This is a genomic window from Dactylosporangium sp. NPDC049140, from assembly GCF_040648435.1.
Window position 1 is genome coordinate 40850 of sequence record NZ_JBEZDS010000030.1, and the last position, 15045, is coordinate 55894.

The 15045-nt window shown below is 75.6% G+C and carries 17 protein-coding genes and 1 pseudogene; 5 read left to right on the plus strand and 13 right to left on the minus strand.

The features are described 5' to 3' along the window. Positions 1–67: 67 nt before the first annotated feature. A complete protein-coding gene (locus tag AB0B76_RS36570; protein WP_360384221.1) occupies positions 68–463 on the plus strand; it encodes a DUF2267 domain-containing protein in 396 nt (131 codons plus the stop codon). Between the two features lie 118 nt (positions 464–581). On the opposite strand, the gene AB0B76_RS36575 is transcribed toward AB0B76_RS36570, so the two are convergent. Then, positions 582–1598 (minus strand): ABC transporter permease subunit, encoded by a 1017-nt coding sequence (locus AB0B76_RS36575; RefSeq protein ID WP_360384223.1) that lies wholly within the window; start codon positions 1596–1598, stop codon positions 582–584. A 50-nt stretch (positions 1599–1648) separates the two neighbouring features. Beyond that, positions 1649–2320: pseudogene (locus AB0B76_RS36580) on the minus strand (ABC transporter ATP-binding protein); the annotation flags it as partial. A gap of 107 nt (positions 2321–2427) precedes the next feature. On the opposite strand from AB0B76_RS36580, the gene AB0B76_RS36585 reads away from it, so the two are divergent. Beyond that, a complete protein-coding gene (locus AB0B76_RS36585) occupies positions 2428–2946 on the plus strand; it encodes a hypothetical protein (RefSeq protein WP_360384225.1) in 519 nt (172 codons plus the stop codon). Here the strand turns inward: AB0B76_RS36585 and AB0B76_RS36590 are convergent. From AB0B76_RS36590 to AB0B76_RS36630, 9 genes are read right to left on the minus strand one after another with little or no spacing between them, the layout of a single operon-like run. Beyond that, positions 2849–3694: an SWIM zinc finger family protein gene (locus AB0B76_RS36590; protein WP_360384227.1), complete on the minus strand. Its 846-nt coding sequence runs from the start codon at positions 3692–3694 to the stop codon at positions 2849–2851. The two genes, AB0B76_RS36585 and AB0B76_RS36590, sit on opposite strands and share 98 nt — an antisense overlap. Then, a complete protein-coding gene (locus tag AB0B76_RS36595; protein WP_360384229.1) occupies positions 3691–3978 on the minus strand; it encodes a YciI family protein in 288 nt (95 codons plus the stop codon). The genes AB0B76_RS36590 and AB0B76_RS36595 overlap by 4 nt, the downstream gene beginning before the upstream one ends. A 10-nt stretch (positions 3979–3988) precedes the next feature. Beyond that, positions 3989–5416, minus strand: coding sequence for an LLM class flavin-dependent oxidoreductase (locus tag AB0B76_RS36600; protein ID WP_360384231.1), 1428 nt, complete (start codon positions 5414–5416; stop codon positions 3989–3991). A 2-nt stretch (positions 5417–5418) separates the two neighbouring features. After that, positions 5419–6696: a glycosyltransferase 87 family protein gene (locus tag AB0B76_RS36605; protein WP_360384233.1), complete on the minus strand. Its 1278-nt coding sequence runs from the start codon at positions 6694–6696 to the stop codon at positions 5419–5421. Beyond that, the gene (locus AB0B76_RS36610) at positions 6693–7103 is read right to left on the minus strand and encodes a hypothetical protein (RefSeq protein ID WP_360384235.1); all 411 of its coding nucleotides are present in this window, start codon (positions 7101–7103) and stop codon (positions 6693–6695) included. Before AB0B76_RS36610 ends, AB0B76_RS36605 begins: the two co-directional genes overlap by 4 nt. Further along, positions 7100–8197, minus strand: coding sequence for a molybdopterin-dependent oxidoreductase (locus AB0B76_RS36615; RefSeq protein ID WP_360384237.1), 1098 nt, complete (start codon positions 8195–8197; stop codon positions 7100–7102). Before AB0B76_RS36615 ends, AB0B76_RS36610 begins: the two co-directional genes overlap by 4 nt. Continuing rightward, a complete protein-coding gene (locus AB0B76_RS36620) occupies positions 8194–8844 on the minus strand; it encodes a class I SAM-dependent methyltransferase (protein WP_360384239.1) in 651 nt (216 codons plus the stop codon). The genes AB0B76_RS36615 and AB0B76_RS36620 overlap by 4 nt, the downstream gene beginning before the upstream one ends. After that, positions 8841–9470: a TIGR04282 family arsenosugar biosynthesis glycosyltransferase gene (locus tag AB0B76_RS36625; protein ID WP_360384241.1), complete on the minus strand. Its 630-nt coding sequence runs from the start codon at positions 9468–9470 to the stop codon at positions 8841–8843. The genes AB0B76_RS36620 and AB0B76_RS36625 overlap by 4 nt, the downstream gene beginning before the upstream one ends. Then, on the minus strand, positions 9467–10120 hold the full coding sequence (locus AB0B76_RS36630) for a glycosyltransferase family 2 protein (RefSeq protein ID WP_360384243.1): 654 nt from the start codon (positions 10118–10120) through the stop codon (positions 9467–9469). Before AB0B76_RS36630 ends, AB0B76_RS36625 begins: the two co-directional genes overlap by 4 nt. Positions 10121–10232: 112 nt before the next feature. Here AB0B76_RS36630 and AB0B76_RS36635 point away from each other — a divergent pair, with 112 nt between their 5' ends. Continuing rightward, on the plus strand, positions 10233–11267 hold the full coding sequence (locus tag AB0B76_RS36635; protein ID WP_360384245.1) for an NAD-dependent epimerase/dehydratase family protein: 1035 nt from the start codon (positions 10233–10235) through the stop codon (positions 11265–11267). Between the two features lie 76 nt (positions 11268–11343). Then, a complete protein-coding gene (locus AB0B76_RS36640) occupies positions 11344–12180 on the plus strand; it encodes an NAD-dependent epimerase/dehydratase family protein (protein WP_360384247.1) in 837 nt (278 codons plus the stop codon). A 69-nt stretch (positions 12181–12249) separates the two neighbouring features. Here AB0B76_RS36640 and AB0B76_RS36645 read toward each other — a convergent pair whose 3' ends face one another. Beyond that, positions 12250–12684, minus strand: coding sequence for a MerR family transcriptional regulator (locus AB0B76_RS36645; protein ID WP_360384249.1), 435 nt, complete (start codon positions 12682–12684; stop codon positions 12250–12252). 88 nt (positions 12685–12772) lie between these two features. Between AB0B76_RS36645 and AB0B76_RS36650 the strand changes: the two genes are divergently transcribed. Then, on the plus strand, positions 12773–14107 hold the full coding sequence (locus tag AB0B76_RS36650) for a hypothetical protein (protein WP_360384251.1): 1335 nt from the start codon (positions 12773–12775) through the stop codon (positions 14105–14107). 24 nt (positions 14108–14131) lie between these two features. On the opposite strand, the gene AB0B76_RS36655 is transcribed toward AB0B76_RS36650, so the two are convergent. Further along, positions 14132–14710: a hypothetical protein gene (locus AB0B76_RS36655; RefSeq protein WP_360384253.1), complete on the minus strand. Its 579-nt coding sequence runs from the start codon at positions 14708–14710 to the stop codon at positions 14132–14134. Between the last annotated feature and the right edge of the window lie 335 nt (positions 14711–15045).

Here is a 15045-nt window from a genome sequence, read left to right on the forward strand (position 1 = left end):
GCCCAGCACCGACCCCGTCCCGCCCGAGTGATGGCCGCTCACCTCCGGCGCGGGCAGCGTTCCCCGCATGTACGAAGACGTTTTCATCGCGGAGGTACGCGACAAGACCGGCATCACCGACCCCGAGCGCGCGCGCCGGGCCCTGCGCGGCGTGCTGCACGCCCTGGCGACGAGGCTCCCGGACGGCTGGGTGCACCACCTCGCCGCGGAGCTCCCACCCACTCTGGCCGAACCCCTGTGGTCCTACCAGCACCTGTACGACCAGGAGGTACACCTGGACTTCCTGTCCGACGTAGCCGCGCGCGCCGCGGTGCCGCCGGCCGACGCGGAAAGGCTGGCCCGAGCGGTCTTCGCCACCGTGGCGAGCGCGTGCGACCCGGCCCTCCTGCGCCGCGTGTACCAGCCTTTGACGAGCGACGTGCTGGCCCTGACCGAGGCCGACTCCTCGCTCCTGCCGGTCTGATCCGCCGCGCCCCCCGAAAAGTCGGGCGCTCCGCGCCACGACTTTTCGGATTTATACCCTGTCAGGAGATAAATGCGATATGTCGTGGCGCGGCCGCGCCCGACATATCGGGAACGGGCTATCGCGACGTGTACCTGATCCTCCAGAGGGCCAGCGCCGACACCAGGGCGGTCAGGAGCAGGTACAGGGCCGTCTCCAGGAACTGGAAGGTCCAGAAGCGCCCGTTGGGCTGGTAGGCGATGTCCAGGTGCAGGTCGTGCGCGGCCAGGCACGGGGACGAGTCGCCGAAGGTGCCCGTCGCGCCCGTCTTCGGGGCCCGCATCAGGCAGTCGTCGAACACGCCCGGGTCCAGGGGCCGGCCGTCCGCGGTCAGCAGGTCGCTCACCGATGTCACCCAGGCCCCCGGGACCTCGATGCCCTTCAGCACCGGCGCACTGCCCAGCGTGCCCAGGCCGTGGGCGGCGTCGATCGTCTCCGCGGTCATCGGGCGCGTCTCGTGGCGGGCCGGCATCAGGTGGGGGCGGACCGCGTTCGGCACGGCGAAGAGCGTGACCAGGACCAACAGGCCGGAGACCGCCATGGCCGGCAGGGTGCGGCGCATCAGCAGGCCCGTCACGGCGCCGAGTACGGTGGCGAAGGCGGCCTGGCCGATCGGGGACAGCGCCCGGGCGCCGAAGTTGACGGTGCCGAAGCGGTCGCCGGCGATCGTGTCGACCGGGGCGGCGGCCCAGCTCAGCAGGGCGCTCGCGACGGCCGCGACGAGCATGGCGGCGAGCACCACCGTGGCCAGGCGCACGGCCAGCCAGCGGCGCCGGGTGACGCTCTGGTTCCAGGCCAGGCGGTGGGTGCCCGCCTCCAGCTCGCGGGCGATGAGCGGGGCGCCCCAGAACATGCCGATCAGCACCGGGACCAGGCCGAGCACGCCGGCCAGCAGGAGCAGCCGGGTGCGGTGGTCGCCGACCAGGCGGCCCAGTGCGGCGGCGCAGTCCCCGGTGGCCCGGCACTGCGCCAGGTACCCGTCGTGGGCGTCGCGGATGTCGAGGCCGGTGACGACGAGGTACGCCGCGAGCGCCCCCAGCACCAGCGCGCCCACGAGCGCCTGCAGGCGGAACTGCCGCCAGCTCATCCAGATCATGCCGACGCTCCCCGCAGTGAGGTGAGGACCAGGTCCTCCAGCGACGAGCCGTGCGCGGCCCGCAGCTCGGACACGTCGCCGGCCAGCTGGACGCGGCCGCCGGCCAGCACGATCAGGTAGTCGCAGACGCGCTCGACGTCGGCCAGCAGGTGGGAGCTGAGGATCGCGCTCGCGCCGAGCTCGGCCACCGACTCCAGCAGGCTGCGCAGGAAGGTGTCGCGGGCCAGCGGGTCCAGCGCGGCCGCCGGCTCGTCGAGGATGAGCAGCTCGGGTCGCTTGGCCGCGGCCAGGGTCAGGGCCAGCTGGGCCCGCTGGCCGCCCGAGAGCCGGCCCGCCTTCTGGGTCAGCGGCAGGCCGGTCTGCCCGATCCGGGCGCGCGCCAGGGGGTCGTCCCAGCGCGGGTTCATCCGGGCCCCCATGCGCAGGTGGTCGGCGACGGTCAGCCCGCCGTACACCGGGGCGTCCTGCGCCACGAACCCGACCCGCGCCAGGTGCGCCGCGTCGGCCGCGGGGCGGGCGCCGAGCACCGTCAGCGTCCCCGCGCCCGGCTCGATGAGCCCGCACGCCAGCTGCAGCAGGGTCGACTTGCCCGCGCCGTTGGGGCCGACCAGCCCGATGATCCGCCGCGCCGGGACGTCGAGGTCGACGCCGCTCAGCGCGGACCGGCGCCCGTAGCGCTTGGTCAGCGCGGTCGCCCGCAGCACCGCATGTGATTTCGTCATGCGTCGAATCCTCGGCACCGGCCGGGCGACCGGCATCGTGCCGAAGCAGGGGCGCGACCGTACTTTTGACCGGTTCGCCGGGGCCGCGCCGCTCCTACAACTGAGGCATGAAGCTCATCGACCTTGCCCTCGCCGCGGTCTGCGCGGCCGCCCTGGGCGTCACCGCGTTCATGCTCGCCGGCAGCTGGGGCGGCACGTCCTGGCTCCTCGACGCCCTCGCCGGCGTCGCCGTGGTGGTGCTCGTGGTGCTGCGCTCGACGTGGTCCATCGCGGTCGCGCTGGCCGCCGTCGTCGTCGCCCGCGTCGCCGATCAGCCGCAGGAGCCGGGGCCGGCGGCCGCGCTCGCGCTCGCGTTCCTCGTCGCCCGGGCCGTGCCCCGCGGCGCGTGGTGGGTTCCGGCCGGCGGGCTGGCCGTCGTCGCCGCCACGTGGGCCTCGGCGCTGCCGGACGAGCACGGGTTCACCCCGGTGACCGTCATCGACGCGGCCCTCTGGGCGCTCGGGCTCGGGGCGGGGCTGGTGGCGCGGTTCAGCGGTACCAGCGGCGGAGGCGGCGCAGCGTCTCGGCGCCGCCCAGCTCCGGCGGCGGGGGCGGCAGCTGGCGCAGGAGCAGATCCCGCTCGGTGACGAACGACGGCGCCGGTTCGGTCAGCGGGACCGGGGACAGCCAGAACCGCTCGATCTCCACGTCGGGCTCGGCGAGGGCGGCCAGCGCTCCGGCGGTACCGATGGGGGATGGAAGCTCGGCGGCGACCGGTTCGAGGTCGTCCGGCTCGGCCGGACCGCCGGCGCGCAGGGTGCGCAGCGCGGCCAGGAGGGCGTCGCGGGACCGGCCGCGCCAGAGCAGGATGTCGAACGGGTCGGCATCGAAGCGCTCGGCCAGCAGGTAGCAGGTGGCGGCCAGGTGCTTGCACGGCACCGCCTTGTCGGGGCAGCTGCAGCGCATGGTCAGGTCGGCCAGGCGGGCCGGGAACAGCGGCGCGCCCGCGGCCAGGAACACGTCCTCGACGTGCGGCGGCAGCTCGCCGGCGAGCAGCTTGGCGGCGCCGAGCGCCTCGCCGGCCAGGGCCTGCTCGACGCCGGCCCACACGGTGTCGCCGAACGCGGCGAGGCCGATGCTCACGTCGTACGGCCGGGGCCGCGAGCCCTGCACGCTCGCGGTCACCGTGCCGGGCGCCACGTCGAGGCGCAGCACCTGCCCGGCGCGGGCGTAGTTACGGCCCCGGGTCAGGCGGGTGCCGAGCGCGAAGGACTCCAGCACCGCCAGGAAGCGCTTGGACCACCAGCTCGCGCCGATGGCGCCGCGCGTGCTGCGGGCCCGGATGCCGCCCTCGACGCGGACGGTCCGGGAACCCCAGTACTCCGGCGTCGTCACCCCTGCAGGCGCTCCAGGCCCGGGACGACCCGGCGCGGGGTGAACTCCACGACGGTGTACTCGGCCAGGCCCTTCTGCCGGAACGGGTCCAGCGCGAGGCGGGCCTCCAGCTCCGGCCGCTCCAGCCCGGCGGCCAGGATCACGCCGCCCTCCCGGGGCGTCATGGCGCCCGAGGCGACGAACACGCCGTCGTCGTACTGCCCGTCGACCCACTCCGTATGAGCCTGGAGGGCGGCGTCGATCTGGTCGAGCCCGGCGGTGTACCGCAGCGTGATGACGAACATTCCGGCGAGCCTACCCTCTGTATGCCGCGATGACGCGCGCCATCGGCTCCAGGCAGTCGGGGTGCGGGAGCCGCACCATGACCTCGCCGACCCCGGCCTCGGCCAGCTCGCGGAACCGCCCGATGTGGTCGTCGACCGTGCCCGCGTGCACCGCCGCGGCGTACGCCTCGCGGGGCCGCCGCCCGCGCCCGGCCTCGACGAGCGCGTCGACGCCACGGTCGTCGGCGGCGACGAGGGCGGTGGTGAGGTGCGTGAGCGCGGTCTCCGGGTTGTACCCGCGCAGCACCTCCGCCTTGCGCCGCACGGTCGCGAGGTCGCCCATGACGTTCGCCGCGTCGGCGTACTTCGCGGCGAGCCGCAGCGTGTGCCGCTCGCCGTTGCCGCCGACGACGATCGGGATCCGTTCCTGCTTCGGCCGCGGGTAGCACATCGCCTCGGGGACGGTGAGGACCCGGCCCTCGAAGCGCGGGCTGCCCTTGCCCCACAGCAGCGGCAGGAGCTGCAGCGCGTCCTCCAGCAGCGCGTAGCGCGTGCGCACGTCGGGGAAGTCCCAGCCGTACGCACGGTGCTCCTCCTGGAACCAGGCGAGCCCGAGCCCGCAGACGGCCCGCCCGCCCGACAGGACGTCGAGGGTGGCGGCGATCTTGCCGAGGTGGGCGACGTTGCGGTACGTCACCCCGCTCACGAGCGTGCCGAGCCGGACGGTCTCGGTGCACGCGGCGAGGTACGCCAGCGTCGTCCAGCTCTCCAGGAAGTCGTCCCAGGCGCGGCCGATCTGCGGGATCTGGCGGAAGTGGTCCATGACGTATATCGCGTCGAACCCGGCGGCCTCGGCGGCCCGCGCGGTCTCGCGCACGTCGACGCCCTTGAACTCGCCGAGGTGCAGCCCGAACCGGAGCCGCGCGGGCTCGTCGGCCTGGCGCCGGGCCGCCGGCTCCGCCCCGAGAAACGCGTCCGGCACGGTTCTCGCCGGAGCTTCCAGGTGTACCGCCGAAAAGCCTTCGTCTTTGAGCAGTTCCCGCGTCCGGACCCAGTCGCGCAGCTGCCGCGTGAGGGCCTCGGCCGGGATGCGCTTGTGCGTGCGGGCCCGGTTGCGCGCCCGGCACTCGGCCGCCGGCGTGTCGAACGCGATCGCGACGCAGGGCATGTCGTGCTCGCGTGCGAGGGCGATCCAGCGCCGCCGCCGCTCGGCGTCGAGCCCGAGGGTGTCCACGACGGTGGTGAGCCGCCGCCGGACCCGCCGCTCGACCACGAGCTCGAGGAGCTCGAACGCGTCGGCGCTGGCCGCGAGGTCGTCCTCGCCGGCCCCGGCCAGCGCCCGGAGCGCATCGGACGACACGATGCGCTCCGGGCGGAAGTGCGCGGCGGCCCAGGTCGACTTCCCGGCCGCCCCAGGCCCGGCGAGGACGACGAGGCACGGCTCCGGCAGCGTCAGCACCCCTACAGCATGAAGGGTGCCACCCTCGGTGACGTCTCAGAAGTACGCCTCGTAGTGCGCAGGGCCAGCCCGGCCAGCACGAACGCGAGGGCGGCGCCGTAGCCGAGGCGCTGCGCGGTCGACGTCGCCAGGCCCAGGTCGCCCGCGAACTGGGGCAGGTACGCGGCCGCGGCGACCGCGAGCCACTCGGCCGGCGCGCCGTACGCGACGAGCATCACGAGCAGCAGCGCGTACCACGGGTAGGCGGGGGCGGCCACGAGCAGCGTCGCCGCGACCATCGCGGCCGCGGCCCGCCACGGGCGGTCCGGGTCGGCGCGGCGCCACACCAGCACCGCGGTCGTGGCGAGGATCAGGGCCGCCGCCGGGGCCGTGAACGCGCGGGGCAGCACGAGGCCGAGCAGCGCAAAGCGGGCGCCGTCGGCGTAGCCCTCCTCGTGCAGGTAGCCGGGCAGGTAGCCCAGCACCTTCGGGCCGGCCGCGAGCACGTGCGGCAGGTAGACGGCCGCGACCGCGCCCGCGGCCGCGGCGAGCACGGCCACCGGGCGGCGGCGCAGCAGGGCCGGGGCGAGCAGCGCCGGGGTGAGCTTGGTGGCGATCGCCAGGCCCAGCACCGCGCCGCCCGGGCCCGCCCGGCCGCGGGCGGCGAGCAGCAGCGCGAGGGCGGCCAGGAACACCGCGGCCGCGTCGGCGTGCGCGTTGTTCCCGGCCTCCAGGGCCACGAGCGGGCACCAGGACCACAGCACCGCGCGGCGCGGGTCGCGGCCGAGGGAGCGCAGCGCGAGCCACAGCAGCGCGCCCGTCGCGGCGGCGAAGGCGGCCATCGCCAGCTGGAAGGCGCCGACCCGGCCCGGGAGCGCGGCGAAGAGCGCCTCCGCCACCGGCGGGTAGATGGTCGGGACGGCGGGGCGGTTGATCAGCGTGCAGCCGTCCGGGACGCACCACGGCGCGCCCGGGTGCCACAGGGTGTCGTCGCGGAACGGGCGGAGCTCGGGGGCGGCGGGCGGGTACCGGTACGGGTCGATGCCCGCGCGCTGGACGCGGCCGTCCCAGACGTAGCGGTACACGTCGTCGCTGCTGTTCGGCGGGTGCGCGGCCGCGGCCAGGGGCAGCAGCACGCCGCCGAGCAGCACCAGGACGAGCGCGGCCCGGCGGCCGGTGCGGGCGACGAGCCAGGCGCCGGCGGCGAACGGCAGCCAGGCGAGGAGGTACCAGCGCCCCGGCAGCAGCAGCGCGCCGAGCAGCAGCGCCAGCGCGGCCGCGGCGGCGGCGGTGCGCCTCATCGTTTCCGCCACCGCCACCGCCACCGCGACCGCCGCAGCGCCCAGCCGGCGGCGACGAGCGCGGTCACGGCCAGCAGGATCAGCAGGCCGCGGCCGTACTGCTGGGGAAAGGCCGACGGGTTGTCGGCGATGCGCCCGGCGCCGATGACGAACGGGAGCGCGACAACGGTCAGGGCCGCCCCGACCGCGAGCGCGGCCTGGACCGGGCGCCGCGCCGGCCCGGGCACGAACCGCGTGGTCAGGACGCCCGCGAGCACCACCAGCGGTACCACCACGAAGTCGTGCGCGACGAGCGCGACGGCGGCGAAGACGAGCCGGCCCAGCAGCTCGGGGCCCGGGGCGTCGAGCCAGCCGTAGACCCCGTAGCCGAGCAGGGCCAGGCCGGCCAGCGCGAGGAGGACTCTCATGCCGTCACCTTCGCGACCCACTTGGTCTGCAGCACGCCGGGCCGGTTCGGGGCGATGAGCCGGCAGGGGTACCCGTGGTCGAGGTGCAGCGGCTCCCCGCCGACGCGCAGGGCGAGCAGGGTCAGCGGGTCGCGGGCCTGGCCGGGCTCGAGCACCGAGGCGCGGTACGGCCCGTCCGCCTGCAGCGACTCGACCGTCACCGGCCGGTCCGTCTCCGCCGCGCCGACGAGCCGCAGCAGGTCGGCCACGCGCACCCCGGACCAGGCGGCGCCCGCGCTCCAGCCCTCGACGCACGCGATCGGCAGCTCGGCCCCGACCTGCGGCAGGGCGAGCAGGTCGGCGAGGCTCAGCGCGTGGCGGCCGGCCGGGCCGGTGACGAGCAGGCGGTACGACTCGTCGACCCGCACGATCCCGGCCGCGGCGGCGGTCTTGTTCACCGGCACGCCCTGCGGCCCGACGCCGGGCAGGCGCGGCGCGAGCAGCGACACCCGGCGTAGCGGGGCCACGGTCTGCCCGGCGGTGGCGAGGGTGACGGCCCCGGCCGCGGTGCCGGTGAGCGCGAGCACGCCCCGGCGGGTCCAGCCCCCGGTCCCGGGCGCCGGGCGGGGCTCGGCCGCGAGGCCCCGGATGAGCGGCAGCTTCGCCGCCAGGTGCAGCAGCAGGGCCCCGGCGAGGATCCAGGCCGTCCAGTAGTGCGCGCCGATAAAACCGAAGGGCATCAGTCTGTACCAGTACGCAATGTTCAGCACCCCGGTCACGAGCTCGAAGACGGCCGCGGCCGACAGGAGGCCGACCGCCGCGCGCTCGAGGGCGTGCCCGAGGCCGCGCACCGGCGGCCAGGCGAAGAGCTTCGGGAAGACCGACCAGATCTTGGCGGTCAGCAGGGGCACCGAGGCCAGTCCGCTCGCCACGTGCAGGCCCTGGGTGATGCGGTACAGCTGCACCGGCCGCGATGGCCAGTGGAACCAGCCCGGCGGGTGCTGGATGTAGTGGCTCAGCACGCCGGTGACGAGGCACGTCGTGAACGCGACGGCCAGCCAGAGGCCGAGGTTCGCGGTGAGCCGGACGCTCCTCACCGGCCCGGCGTCGTTCACTTTCCCAGCTGGGAGAACCATCGACCGGCCTCCGTCCAGGTGTCGATGTGGTGCAGCGCGGCGGCGGCGGCCATGGCGGCGAGGTCGTCGGCGGCGACGAACGCCCACGCGAACGGGGCGCTGGTGCGGCCGCGATGCTCGTCGGCCAGCGCCACCGGGCCGCTCCAGCTGCCGGCGCCGGGCGGGTCGACCTCCACGAGCACCGTCCCGCCGGGGGCCACGAGCCGGCGGCAGCGGCGCAGCAGGCGGGCCGGGTCGCCGCCGATGCCGATGTTGCCGTCGGCGAGCAGGGCGCCGGGCCAGCCGCCCTCGCCCGGCAGCGGGTGGAACAGGTCCTGGTGCAGCACTGGGGCGCCGTGGCGGCGGGCGTACCGCACCGCCTGCGGGCTCACGTCCACGCCCAGCACCCGCCGGCCGCTCGCCGCGAGGGCGCCGGTGAGCCGGCCCGGCCCGCAGCCGAGGTCGACGGTCCCGTCCGGGCAGCGGTCCAGGATTGCGCCGTCGCCCGGCCGCGACCCACGGTGCCACGCGTGCGGGTCGAGCGCCCGCACGGCCGCCCCGTCGGGCCCGACGAGGCGCAGCGCGGCCGGCTCGCCGCGCTCGGCCCGGCGCAGCGCGGCTCCGAACACCGCGACGGGCGCGGTCACCGTTGCCCGTCCACGGTGGACAGCACCCGGGCGAACCGGGTCGCGGGGGCGGCCGCGGCGGCCGCGCGGGCGTCGGGCGCGGTGTCCACGTCGCGCAGGGTCGCGGCGGTCGAGACGGCGAGCCCGCGCTCGCGCAGCGCGGCCCGGGTGAGCGCGCCGGTGTCCGCGGTGGACATCGGCACGTCCGCCAGCACCGCGGCCGCGGCCGGGTCGCGCAGGCCCAGCAGCCACCAGCCGCCGTCCTCGGCCGGCCCGAGCACCGCGTCGGCCGTCGCCAGCCGCGCGGTGGCGTCGACCAGGTGCCCGACGCTCAGCTGGGGCGTGTCCATGCCGACGAGGAGGGTGGCGACGCGCGGGCGGGCGGTGTCGGCGTATGCGGCCGCGAGCCGCTCGCCGAGCCCGGCCCCGCGCTGCGGTACCCGGCCCCACCCGCGCGGCGCGGCCAGGGCCCCGTCGACGACCAGGGTGCGGGCCACGGCCGGGGTCGCCGCGAGCACGTCGGCGGTGTCGGCGATCGCGGCGGCGGCCAGCGACGCGGCCTGCTCGGCCGTCCACGGTGGACAGAGCCGCGTCTTCACCCGCCCCGGCACCGGGGTCTTCGCCAGCAGCAGCACCTGGACCCTCATGACGCCAGCACCCGCGACATGTCGCGGACCGCGCGCAGGGTGCCGCGGACGCTGCCGGTCACCTTCGAGCGGCCGCCTTCGGCCCGGGGCGCGTAGTCCACGTCGACCTCGGCGATCCGCCAGCCCGCGGCCCCGGCCCGCACCATCATCTCCAGCGGGTAGCCGAAGCGGCGGTCGGTCAGGCCGAGCGCGAGCAGGGCCTCGCGGCGGGCGGCGCGCATCGGGCCGAGGTCGTGCACCGGGATGCCGGCGGTGCGCCGCAGCCGCCACGCCACCAGCGCGTTGCCCGCGCGGCCGTGCACCGGCCAGGCCCCGCGGGCGGTGGGCCGGCGGCGGCCGAGCACCAGGTCGCGCTCGCCGGCCGCGACGGGGCCGGCGACCCGCGGCAGCTGGCGCGGGTCGAAGGAGCCGTCGGCGTCCATGAAGCACACCACGTCGGCGGTCGCGGCGCAGAGCCCGGCATGGGCGGCGGCGCCGAAGCCGCGCGGGGCGGCGGCCACCACCGTCGCGCCGTGCGCCGCGGCGATCTCCGGCGAGCCGTCGGTGGAGCCGTTGTCGGCCACGATCGCGCGGAAGCCGGCCGGCAGCCGGGACAGCACCCACGGCAGCGCGGCCGCCTCATTGAGACAGGGCAGTACGACATCGGTCACTTCTCGGACGCTAGCGATGATCATCGTCACAAGGTCTTACGAGCCGCGGACGGACTATTACGAACCACGAACGCGGCCCGCCCCGGCGCCCGGCCGCGCCTAGCGTCAGGGAATGCGCATCCTCGTCACCGGCGGCGCCGGGTTCATCGGCACCCACGTCGCCGCCGCCCTGCGGACCGCCGGCCACGACGTCACCGTGCTGGACGTGCTGCACCCCAAGGCCCACCGCACGGAGCCGGTCGTCGACGGCCCGTTCCTGCGCGCCGACGTGCGCGACGCGGCCGCGGTCGGCGCCGCGCTGGCCGGCGTCGACGTCGTGGTGCACCAGGCCGCGATCGTGGGTATGGGCGTGGACCTGGCGGACCTGCCGGAGTACGCCGGGTGCAACGACCTCGGCACGGCGGTGCTGCTGGCCGGCATGGCCCGGGCCGGCGTGGGGCGGCTGGTGCTGGCGAGCTCGATGGTGGTCTACGGCGAGGGCGCGTACGCCTGCCCGCGGCACGGCCCGGCCGAGCCCGCCGCGCGCACGGCGGAGGACCTGGCCGCCGGGCGGTTCGAGGCGCGCTGCGCGGACTGCGGCGCGGAGCTGGAGCCGGGCGAGGTCGGCGAGGACGCGCCGGTGCGGCCGCGCAGCGTGTACGCGGCGACGAAGGCGGCCCAGGAGCACCTCGCCGCGGCGTGGGCGTCGGCGGCCGGCGGGTCCGTGGTGGCGCTGCGGTACCACAACGTCTACGGCCCCGGCATGCCCCGCGACACGCCCTACAGCGGCGTGGCGGCGATCTTCCGCTCGGCGCTGGAGGCCGGCCGGGCGCCGCGCGTGTTCGAGGACGGCGGGCAGCGCCGCGACTTCGTGCACGTGGCCGACGTCGCCGCGGCGAACCTCGCGGCTGTGGACGCGACGGGGCGGGCGGGCTTCCGCGCGTACAACGTCGCCTCGGGGCGGCCCACGACGGTCGGCGCGCTGGCCGCGGCCCTGGCCACCGCCATGGACGGGCCGGCGCCGGTCGTGACCGGCGACTTCCGCGCCGGCGACGTGCGGCACGTCGTCGCCTCGCCCGCCCGGGCTCGGCGCGAGCTGGGGTTCAGCGCCGGCGTCGGGCTCGCCGAGGGCCTGCGCGAGTTCGCCACGGCGGCGCTGCGCGCCTGAACCCCGGTGGCGGGAACATTATTCCGAGTTGTTACACACGGCGACGCGACGACCGGCCGCGCTCTAGCGTGAGGCCATGAGGATCGTGTTGACCGGGGGAACCGGGTACATCGGGTCGGCCGTGGTGCGGGAGCTCGTCGCCGCCGGGCACGCCGTCACCGCGCTGGTGCGCAGCGACGAGGCGGCCGCGAAGGCTCGCAAGGGCGGGGCCGAGGCGGCGGTGGGCGACCTGTTCGACGCGGGCTGGACCGCGGCCCGGTTCGCCGAGGCCGACGCAGCCGCGCACATCGCGGCCACGGGCGGCCCCGACACCGTCGAGTTCGACAAGGCGATCGTCGCCGCGGCGGTGCAGGCCGGGAAGCCGTACGTACACACCAGCGGCATCTGGCTCTGGGGCGACAACGCGGACATCACCGAGGAGTCCCCGCTCGCGCCGCCGGCCCTGACCGCGTGGCGCGTGCCGGTGGAGCAGTCGGTGCTCGACTCGGGCCTCGCGGCCACGATCGTGGCGCCCGGCATCGTCTACGGCCACGGCGGCGGCATCCCGGCGGGTGTACTCGCACCCGCGCGCGACGAGCAGGGCCGGGTCAAGCTCATCGGCGACGGCTCGCAGCACTGGACGAGCGTGCACGTGGACGACGTCGCGGTCGTGTACCGCCTCGTCCTCGAGCACGGCTCCGGCCTCGGCCGCGTGGTCGTCGCCTCGGGCGTGAACCCGACCGTGCGCGAGCTGGCCGAGGCCGCCGCGGGCGGGGCCGGCGTCGCCCCGGAGTCCGTGGAGGACACCCGTGCGCGCCTGGGCGCGGGGTTCGCCGACGCGCTGCTGCTCGACCAGCAGGCGACGGGCGCGAAGGCGCGGGGCCTGGGCTGGACGCCGAGCGGACCCTCCCTCGTCCAGGAGCTGCGCGGCTAGAGCGGGTCGGCGTACTTCGGGTAGCGCACGCTGACGGTGGTGTTGTCGAGGCTCCGCGACATATCGGATTTATCGCCCGACGGGAGATATCCGCAAGAGGTCCGATTCCGGGAGCGGGCAGTCCGGGCAGGCGCAGTCGGTCAGGCTGTCGCACTCGGCGGCGATCACCCGGGCGAGGGTCTCGCGCACCTGGGTCAGGTCGGCGATGCGGCGGTCGATCTCGGCGAGCTTGCCCGCCGCACGGTCCTGCAGCCCGCCCGAGCGGCGCCGCCGGGACCCCGGCAGCAGGGCCGCGACCTCGTCGAGCGTGAAGCCGAGCCGCTGCGCGGCCTTGATCGCGGCGAGCAGCGCCACCGTGTCCGGCGGGTACAGCCGGTGCCCGCCCGGGCTGCGCCGCGGCTCGGCGAGCAGGCCGCGGCGCTCGTAGTACCGCAGCGTCTGGATGTTGACACCGGCCCGCCCGGCGAGCTCGCCGGTGCGCAGGCCCGCGGGCGGGTGCGTCATCCTCCGACGGTAAGCCCGTACCCGAGTACCGGATGCAACCGGCGCGCTGGGGCTACCATTGCGCGTCGGCGGCGGTACCGAATGGGGAGTGACGGCACCAGTGAACGCGTGGGACCAGGTCGAGGCGCTGCGGTTTCCCGGGCGGGAGTTCGACTCCGCGACCGGGGTGGCGCGCTTCCACTATGCGCTCGGTGACCTCGTCCTGACCGAGACGATCGACTTCGGGCCCCCGGCCGGCGAGCCCGAGGCGCTCGGCCGCGTGCTCGACCTGCTCTACGTGGCCGCGTCGACCTCCTACTACAAGATCGCCGCGCCGCGCCGGGTCGAGCTCGGGGACCTCGCGCTCGCCGAGGGCGCGCTGCCCTGGGTGCGCGCGTTGTACCACGACGGCCTGGGCGAGTTCGCGTACCGCAACAAGCTCGAGTACGTGCTCGACCTCCCGATCGACGCCCCGTCCACGGCGGCCGCGCCCGGCTGGGAGCACGTGCCGTCCGGGCCGCCGCTCGCCGCCGTCGGCGGGGGCAAGGACTCGATCGTGTCGATGGAGGCGCTGCACCTGGCCGGGCTCGACCCGGTCCTGTTCTCGGTGAACCCGAACGCGATCATCAAGAGCGTCATGGCCGTCTCGCCGCAGCCGGTGCGCACGGTGCAGCGCCGGCTCGACCCGCGCATGCGGGAGCTGAACGAGTCCGGGGCGTACAACGGCCACATCCCGGTGACCGCGATCAACTCGCTGATCGCCGTCGCCGCGTCGCTCATGCACGGCCTCGGCCCGGTCGTGATGTCCAACGAGAGCTCGGCCTCGGTCCCGAACCTGAGCTGGCTCGGCCGCGACATCAACCACCAGTGGTCCAAGGGCCTGCCCGCCGAGCGGCACCTCCGCGACGCCCTGCTCGCCCACGCCGGCCTGCGCGACGCGTACTTCTCCCTGCTGCGCGGCCTCTCGGAGCTGCACATCGCCGGCCTGTTCGCCAAGTTCACCGCCTACGACGAGGTGGTGACGAGCTGCAACGCGGCGTTCAAGCTGCGCGACGCGAGCGACCGCTGGTGCGGGCACTGCCCGAAGTGCCGCTTCGTCTTCCTGGCCCTCGCCCCGTTCACCGGCCGCGAGCGCCTGGTCCACATCTTCGGCGCCGACGTGTTCACGGACATGTCGCAGCTGGAGGGGTACCGCGAGCTGATGGGCCTCACCGCGCACAAGCCGTTCGAATGTGTCGGCGAGATCGAGGAGTCGCTGGTCGCCCTGCGGCTGCTGACCGAGCACCCCGACTGGCACGACGCGCCGATCGTGGCCGCCCTCGCCGCGGAGTTGCCGTCGCTGCCCTCCGACGCCGAGGTCGAGGCGGCCTTCAAGGGCGACGCCCCGAACGTGGTGCCGCCGCGCTACCTCGAGGCGCTCAACGCCCTGGGCTCGCCGCGCTGACGCACTACCCGCCGAGCTGACCCGCTACCCGCTGATCTGCTTGCGGATCGCGGCGATGATGCGCGGGATCTCGCGGCGCTCCAGCTGGGTGTAGCTGTCCCCGTACGGCGCGTCGCGGATCACCGTCGCCAGCCCGTCAGTCACCTTGCAGCGCGCGACGGCCCGCGCGACCATCGCGACCGGGTACCCACCGGCGGGCCGCGCGAGCAGCCCCGTCGTCCACTCGCGGGTCTCGGGGATCTCCTGCATCTCGGTCCACTCGAAGCGGCCGATCACCCACAGCGCCCCGACCTCGATCTCGTCGATCTCCTCCCGGGCCCGGCCCAGCCGCTGCTTGACGAAGCGCGAGTGCCGCTCGACCACGGGCAGCGGCGCGATCCCGGCCGCGTAGAGGTCCATGGCCGCCTGCCCGGACGTGACCCAGGTGCGCTCGGTCGCCGCGCGCGCGTCGGACCGGGCATCGCCGCCGCCGGCCACGCGGGTGCGGCGCTCCAGGCACTGGATGCACAGCGCCGCGTACCCCTCGCCGGTGACCTCGTTGTGCGCCTGGTGCGACATGCAGAAGGCGCGGCCGCACTCCCGGCACCGGCCGATCGCTAGCACGGCGCATCGATCGATCGCACACTCGGCCGCCATGGGGCCGACCCTATCGCGGTGTGTTGATCGCCGGCATGTCGGGCGCCGCGCGGCCTCGGATATGTCGGATTTATACCCCGACGGGTCTTTTACTGGGACGGGGGGCTGACAAACGACGCTCGGCCGATGGTGCGCGGAGCCTTCGGCCCCGCAACGTGTAAGCGTGGTCCCTTTTCGTTGTTGCCTACGGTTATGCCTCTTGGCCGCGTATTGCTGCCGGGGTCGTGCGGGTCATCATTCGGTGGTCCCTGTCTCGCGCTATTTGAAACGGGATCGCCGGCGGGTGAGAAGTTTCGGAAGGA

Coding starts and splice junctions, on each gene's coding strand:
- AB0B76_RS36570 (WP_360384221.1), top strand. CDS start 68: ATGTACGAAGACGTTTTCATCGCGGAGGTACGCGACAAGACCGGCATC.
- AB0B76_RS36575 (WP_360384223.1), bottom strand. CDS start 1,598: ATGATCTGGATGAGCTGGCGGCAGTTCCGCCTGCAGGCGCTCGTGGGC.
- AB0B76_RS36585 (WP_360384225.1), top strand. CDS start 2,428: ATGAAGCTCATCGACCTTGCCCTCGCCGCGGTCTGCGCGGCCGCCCTG.
- AB0B76_RS36595 (WP_360384229.1), bottom strand. CDS start 3,978: ATGTTCGTCATCACGCTGCGGTACACCGCCGGGCTCGACCAGATCGAC.
- AB0B76_RS36605 (WP_360384233.1), bottom strand. CDS start 6,696: ATGAGGCGCACCGCCGCCGCCGCGGCCGCGCTGGCGCTGCTGCTCGGC.
- AB0B76_RS36610 (WP_360384235.1), bottom strand. CDS start 7,103: ATGAGAGTCCTCCTCGCGCTGGCCGGCCTGGCCCTGCTCGGCTACGGG.
- AB0B76_RS36625 (WP_360384241.1), bottom strand. CDS start 9,470: ATGAGGGTCCAGGTGCTGCTGCTGGCGAAGACCCCGGTGCCGGGGCGG.
- AB0B76_RS36635 (WP_360384245.1), top strand. CDS start 10,233: ATGCGCATCCTCGTCACCGGCGGCGCCGGGTTCATCGGCACCCACGTC.
- AB0B76_RS36640 (WP_360384247.1), top strand. CDS start 11,344: ATGAGGATCGTGTTGACCGGGGGAACCGGGTACATCGGGTCGGCCGTG.
- AB0B76_RS36645 (WP_360384249.1), bottom strand. CDS start 12,684: ATGACGCACCCGCCCGCGGGCCTGCGCACCGGCGAGCTCGCCGGGCGG.